The organism is Bacteroides sp. LFL-34 (genome assembly GCF_027257075.1).
Taxonomy (GTDB): Bacteria; Bacteroidota; Bacteroidia; order Bacteroidales; family Bacteroidaceae; genus Bacteroides; species Bacteroides ovatus.
On the sequence record NZ_JAPQKZ010000025.1, the window covers coordinates 93436 to 100169 of the forward strand.

Annotated in this window: 8 protein-coding genes; all 8 read left to right on the forward strand. The window is 37.3% G+C overall.

Annotated features, from left to right (window positions below; translation table 11 throughout):
* Positions 1 to 7 precede the first annotated feature (7 nt).
* Genes N5O98_RS15780 through N5O98_RS15815 form a run of 8 tightly spaced genes read left to right on the forward strand, consistent with a single transcriptional unit; the run spans position 8 to position 6633 of the window.
* The gene (locus N5O98_RS15780; protein WP_004305754.1) at positions 8 to 1105 is read left to right on the forward strand and encodes a chain-length determining protein; all 1098 of its coding nucleotides are present in this window, start codon (positions 8 to 10) and stop codon (positions 1103 to 1105) included.
* Between the two features lie 11 nt (positions 1106 to 1116).
* Complete coding sequence (locus tag N5O98_RS15785; protein WP_004305755.1) at positions 1117 to 1743, forward strand: sugar transferase; 627 nt, start codon at positions 1117 to 1119, stop codon at positions 1741 to 1743.
* A 47-nt stretch (positions 1744 to 1790) separates the two neighbouring features.
* A complete protein-coding gene (locus tag N5O98_RS15790; RefSeq protein WP_004305756.1) occupies positions 1791 to 3116 on the forward strand; it encodes an oligosaccharide flippase family protein in 1326 nt (441 codons plus the stop codon).
* A gap of 20 nt (positions 3117 to 3136) precedes the next feature.
* On the forward strand, positions 3137 to 4240 hold the full coding sequence (locus N5O98_RS15795) for a WavE lipopolysaccharide synthesis family protein (protein WP_004305757.1): 1104 nt from the start codon (positions 3137 to 3139) through the stop codon (positions 4238 to 4240).
* Position 4241: 1 nt separating this feature from the next.
* A complete protein-coding gene (locus N5O98_RS15800) occupies positions 4242 to 4982 on the forward strand; it encodes a glycosyltransferase family 2 protein (RefSeq protein ID WP_229065849.1) in 741 nt (246 codons plus the stop codon).
* Positions 4976 to 5554 (forward strand): HAD family hydrolase, encoded by a 579-nt coding sequence (locus N5O98_RS15805; protein WP_004305759.1) that lies wholly within the window; start codon positions 4976 to 4978, stop codon positions 5552 to 5554. The genes N5O98_RS15800 and N5O98_RS15805 overlap by 7 nt, the downstream gene beginning before the upstream one ends.
* Positions 5544 to 6407, forward strand: coding sequence for a phosphotransferase (locus N5O98_RS15810; RefSeq protein ID WP_004305760.1), 864 nt, complete (start codon positions 5544 to 5546; stop codon positions 6405 to 6407). The genes N5O98_RS15805 and N5O98_RS15810 overlap by 11 nt, the downstream gene beginning before the upstream one ends.
* Positions 6397 to 6633 (forward strand): hypothetical protein, encoded by a 237-nt coding sequence (locus N5O98_RS15815; RefSeq protein WP_269495819.1) that lies wholly within the window; start codon positions 6397 to 6399, stop codon positions 6631 to 6633. The genes N5O98_RS15810 and N5O98_RS15815 overlap by 11 nt, the downstream gene beginning before the upstream one ends.
* Positions 6634 to 6734 lie beyond the last annotated feature (101 nt).

Consider the following 6734-nt stretch of genomic DNA (forward strand, 5'->3'; position numbering starts at 1 on the left):
AAATACAATGGACGAAAATCAATCCAACTCAATCGAAAATCCCAACTCAGCTGAAATGGAAATCGATTTGATGGGAATTCTTCATAAAATCATAGCTATTCGTAAAGTCATCTATAAAGCAGCTGGTATTGGATTAGTTATAGGTGTTATTGTCGCTATCAGCATTCCAAAACAATATACAGTTGAAGTAACTTTATCTCCAGAAATGGGTACTGCAAAAAGTAGTGGTTTATCAGGTTTAGCCGCCTCTTTTTTAGGAAGTGGAATGACTATGGGTGATGATATCGATGCCTTGAACACCTCACTTTCTGCTGATATTGTATCTTCCACTCCTTTTCTGTTAGAACTGAAAGAACTGAAAGTGAACGAAGGAAATACTACTTTGGATACTTATTTAGATTCTCAATCTTCTCCTTGGTGGAGCTATGTGATAGGTGCGCCTGGAATTATGATTGAAGGAGTAAAGTCCATTTTTAATGATGAAGAAGAGGTGAGTGCCGTTGGAAGAGAGAAACGAGGCACTATTGAGCTTACCCAAAAAGAAGCTGCTAAGATCAATCATTTGAAAAAGTCTATTACCGCTTCTATCGATAAGAAAACATCTATGACTACCGTCTCCGTGACTTTTCAGAATCCTAAAGTGGCAGCTACGGTTGCCGATTCGGTAATAAGAAAATTGCAAGAGTACATTATTAATTACCGTACTTCCAAAGCCAAAGAAGATTGTATATATTGGGAAAAACTATTTAAAGAACGCCAGCAGGAATACTATGCTGCTCAGAAGAAATATGCCAGCTATATTGATTCACATGATAATGTAATTCTTCAAAGCGTGCGTACCGAACAGGAACGTTTGCAGAATGACATGGGGCTGGCTTATCAGGTGTATAGTCAGGTGGCTACGCAGTTGCAGATGGCGCGGGCGAAGGTGCAGGAGGAGAAACCTGTGTTTGCGGTGGTGGAGCCGGCGGTGGTACCACTGAAGCCTTCTGGTAAAGGGTTGCTTATTTATACTACTATTTTTATATTCTTATCGGTAGTCGGCACTATCGGTTGGCAACTATTCGGTAAAGAATTTAGCCATAGGTTTAAGATAGAAATGTAAAATTAATAATGATGGAATACGATGAGAGATTTATTCCGGATGGAATGAATGGATTTGAACGGAATGTAAAACGAATAGTGGATTGTATGATTGCAGTAATTTTAATGATTTTATTTTCGCCTCTATTTTTAATTTGTTATTTGGCAGTGAAGAGTGAAGATGGTGGACCAGCTATTTTTAAGCAGGAGCGCATTGGGCGCTTTGGTCGCCCATTCTACATTTATAAGTTTCGTAGTATGCGCCTAGATGCAGAGAAGCATGGTCCGGCTCTTTATGCCGGTGGTAAAGATGGCCGTCTTACAAGGATTGGTAAATTTCTCCGTGAACATCACTTAGATGAACTTCCTCAATTATGGAACGTTTTCTGTGGCGATATGGCTTTTATTGGTCCTCGTCCCGAACGCCAATTCTTTATTGACCAGATTATGAAGGAAGATCCTCGTTATCGTTTTTTGTTTCAGATACGTCCGGGGGTTACTTCGTATGCTACGCTTTATAACGGCTATACCGATACTTTAGAGAAGATGGTGCGCCGTCTGCGTTACGATCTGTTTTATTTGGAACATCGTTCTTGGGGATTTGATTTCAAGATACTCTTCATGACGTTTATGAGTATTGTGTTTGGAAAGAAGTTCTAGTATACTTCTTGGAAAGTAGGGAATAAGACATTTACGCGATTAAACTTATGAATGGGAGCTCTCGTAGCATTGCTATAAAGAAAAATATTATAGCTTCATTATTTCTGAAAGGTATCAGTATATTGGTTTCTTTACAGGTTGTTCCTCTAACGATTAATTATATCAATCCTACTCGATATGGTATTTGGCTCACCTTAAGTTCTATTGTAGCTTGGCTCTCTTATTTTGATTTGGGATTTGCGCATGGCTTTCGCAATCGTTTTGCCGAGGCTGTAGCCAAGGGGGATATGCAGTTGGCCAGAGAATATGTCAGTACTACTTATGTAGTTTTGTCTCTGCTTTTTTCCAGCGTATTTTTGATAGCAATAGTCGTCAATCATTTTGTCGATTGGAGTGCAATCTTGAATGTTGATGCCGCTTATTCTTCTGAACTGAATATCGTATTCGGAATATTGGCCTTCTTTTTCTGCCTGAACATCGTAGCGAGCATTTTTACCACTATGCTGACAGCCAACCAAAAGCCTGCATTGGCATCGCTGATACAAACATTAGGGCAAGTATTTGGCTTTATCTGTATCTATATTCTGACAAAAACCGTTCCCGGCAACTTGGATGTTTTGGCATTTGCTTTTTCTGGTGTACCATGTTTTCTGCTGATAATAATCTCTATTGGTATGTTCTTGAGTGGTAGATACAGACATCTTTCACCGTCATTCCATTTCGTACATTTTTCTTTGACCAAAAAGATAGTAGGATTGGGCGGACAGTTTTTTATTATTATGATTTCCATGCTTTTTGTATTCCAGCTCATTAATATTGTTATTTCACGAGTAGCAGGGCCAATGGCTGTTACTCAATATAACATTGCATATAAATATTTTAATGTCTTGGTGATGTCTGTAAATATAGTTTTTACTCCTTTCTGGTCTGCTTTTACCGATGCCTACGTGAAACAGGAATATACATGGATGAAGAATGCGAGGAATAAGTTGGAGATCATGGGACTGCTATGTATTCCTGTAGCTGTTCTGATGGTGTTGTTGTCTAATTTCTTATATACATATTGGATAGGTTCTGAAGTCGACATTCCCATTTCGCTATCTGCTGCTCTTGCTATTTTTGCGATAGCGCAAACTTTTGGGGGGATTTATGTGACTCTCCTTAATGGAACTGGTAAAGTAAGAATCCAGATGTTGGCATATTTGTTTTCATCGTTTGTCGCATTACCTGCGATGTATGTATCTTATTACTGGTTCGGACTTGAGGGAATAGTATTATTCCCAAGTATTGTTTGTTTTCTTCAAGCTATTTTAGGGCGTGTTCAGCTAAAAAGGATTATAAATAATACAGCGTGTGGCATTTGGAATAAATAGGACGATAAATTGGAATATAGATGAAGAAAATACTAAAACGGATTTTGAATAATTATTGGAAGATTCAGTTATTATTGTTCAAGTTCATAGACAGTAATGGGTTTCGTATAATAGGTAGTTTGTGCAATGCTTTTTACCATATCTATCCTAATTATTGCAGCTATCGACTGTACCCTTTGAGCACAAAGAAGTATGTTGATACAAAAGTACGTTCTACTACTTCTAAAGGCGAATTGGCGATTGTGCTTCAAGGTATTGTTGCTATTCAAGATGATTGTACGCTGGAGACGGTTAGACTTTATAAGAAAATATTTCCGAGTGCTATTATTATTCTCAGTACGTGGGACTTTACTTCCGATGAGCTGTTGCAAAAATTCAGAGAGGAAGGGTGTGAGATCGTTCTCTGCAAGACATTTAAGCCCTGTGGGTTTGGCAATGTCAATTATCAGGTATATACATCTCTGCAAGGTGCTCGACGAGCTAAGGAGTTAGGTGCTAAATATGTGCTTAAGAACCGTAGCGATTTGAGAATCTATAAAGAGTTTTCTTTTGAATATCTCAAATCACTGTTAGGTGCTTATCCAGTATTAGGAACGAAAGTCCCTTTGAAAGGTAGAATCGTCACTTTTGTGGGGGCAACCGGTCAGTTGTTCCTGCCTTATTGGTTACAAGACTTTTTATATTTTGGTTATACGGATGATATCATAAACTTATTCGATATAAAGCAGAATGAACGTGATATTGCCAATGCTCCTGCCTATTTCAAGAGGGAATATAAATATTGTACCGGAGAAGATATGTGTAGAGAAGTTGTACCAGAAATCTATATAACCAAGATGTTTCTTTCGAAATATATAAATATTGACGATTCTGTTAAAGGTTTCTGGGAGTGCATAAAGAATTATTTTATGATTGTTGATTGGGAAGATTTAAGTGCAGTCCTTTTTAAATATGATTCCTATAATCGAAACGATGGAGATACAAATGGAATCTTGAATTGGAAAGAGTCTCATCGAATGATTTCTCATTCTATTTGTGTAAGCATAATCAATGGATATCTCAAATATGGAGACTGGATGGAAAAGGAACGTTTTAATTATATACTGCATGGAAAGAAAGAATAATATGATGAGACCATTACATATAATAATGCCGATGGCTGGTGAGGGTTCACGTTTTCGTAAAGAAGGGTGGACTACCCCCAAACCTCTTATCGAACTAAACGAAATGCCCTTATTTGTAAGAGCGATACAGAGTGTAGCAATTTCTGATGTCCGAATGAAATATTCCTTTATAGTCCGTCAGGAGCATATTGATGAATATGAAATTGATAAACAGATTAAGGGTATTCTACCGGAGGCAAATCTGTTCTCTGTAGAGAAAACTACCAGAGGAGCTGTTGAAACCTGTCTGCTTGCAGAATCTGCAATAGACAGAAAAGATGCTGTAATCATTATGGATTGTGATTTGGAGTTTAGAAGCACCTCATTCTTATCTACTATTCGTAATGTATTGTCACGCCCAGCGACAGAAGTAGATGGGGGAGCCTTGGTTTCATTTGAATCGTGCAATCCTAAATATAGTTATGCTGAAGTTGATGAGAATAATAGGGTAATTTGCACAGCAGAAAAGAAGGTTATATCCAATCATGCTTTGTGCGGGGCCTATTTTTTCTCGGTAGCAAGTGGATTTCTGAAGGCAGCACATCGACTTTTGAATGATACGGCGTTCACAGAGCCGGAATACTACGTATCACTTCTCTATAATGACCTATTGAAAAACGACGAAACGGTTTTGCTTTGCAATATGGAAAAATATTACTCTTATGGTACACCTGAAGAGCTGAAACAATACCTGCAATGTTAGGAACAGAGATTGAATTATTGATAAGCGATTTTGACGGTACTTTGGTCGATACCTTTTCAGCCAATTACATGGCTTATCAAAAAGCCTTTGCTGAACAGGGACTGTGTTTGTCGGAGAGTCAATATAGAGCGTGTTTTGGTTTTCGTTTTGACGAATTTATGAAAGAAGTCGGCGTTGTCGACGTGAACATATCCAGCCGTATCCGAGAGCTGAAAAGTGTGTATTATCCATTCTTCTTTGATTATCTCAATGTCAATAAACCATTATTACACTTTATTGAAATGTTTCATGTGGCTGGCGGAAAGACTGCCATTGCATCTACTGCCCGTAAGAAGAATCTTATAAATGCATTGGCTCATATTGGTGTACTGGATACTTTCGATTATGTACTTGCCGGTGAGGATGTTGACAAAGGAAAACCTTCTCCAGAGATATATCAGAATATCCTGAGACATTTTGAATGTCATCCGTCCGAGGCTGTCGTTTTTGAAGATTCTGAAGTAGGAGTGAAAGCGGCGATAGATGCAGGAATCAATTACATTCTTATAAAAAAAGAGTTCTATGGAGATTGAAGTAAAAGGACATTCGGGTTGTGCCATTGAGATAATAAAGGAGAATGATGACTTGTGCATATTGAAAAGCACTGATGACAAGAAATACTTTTCCCGCTTGGTGCAGCAGGCAAAAAAGCAACAGACTGCTTATGGACGTGAATACCAGCATATAAGAATACCACAAATTTATGAAATTAAAGAGGAAACCGATAGAGTTTCCATTAAAATGGAATATGTGTATTCCAAGAATTTTATAGGGTACTTTGAAACAGCTGGATTTGAACAAATTTCTTATTTTGTAAAGGCTTTTATCTTGTTTATAGAAAAGGAGTTACAGGTTTCTCCTTTGCAATGTATTCCGGCAGATGTATTGAGACAGAAATATCGTGATGTACAGGATAAAATCGAAGCAAACCCCTTATTGGCAGATGATAAGGATATCAAAACCATCATAAAAAGATCAACTAAGATATTTTCTATGACCAATGATATATTGATGCCGGTTGGAATCTGCCATGGTGATTTGACTTTTTCCAATATGTTGTTTAATGGTAATAATTATTATTTGATAGACTTTTTAGACTCCTTTGTTGAATCTCCGTTACTTGATATTGTTAAACTCAGGCAGGACTCTGCCTATCTTTGGTCACAGCTGATGTATATACATGACTATGATAAGATACGTTTAAAAGTTATCAGTGAGAGTATAGATAAAAGAATAGATACTTACTTTGGCCGTTATACTTGGTATAGAGAGTACTATACAACTTTCCAACTGATGAATTTTCTTCGTATTCTTCAATATGCACATGAGGAAATAGTAATATATTATTTAAAAGATGTACTAAAAAAGATTATAAATGAGTTTTAGTTTAATAATACCTGCGGCAGCAGATACAGAGGAATCCCAAACAGAAATGCCTTATATTTTTAGCCTTGACCACGAAGGAATCATGCTTTGTGTCCGGGCTATTATGGGCTTGCCTTTGTCTAAATATGATGCTGTTTATTTCACGATTTTGCAATCTCACGATGAAAAATATTACTTAAGTGCACTATTGAGTCTGCAATTTAAAAGACTTGAGTTCAACTTATAAATGCAACTTTTTGGGTGCGGATAATAAGCAATAAAAACATTTATTTTTCAGAGAGGAAAGAGAGACAATGTCCCCCTTTCTCTCACTCTGAATGGATAAAG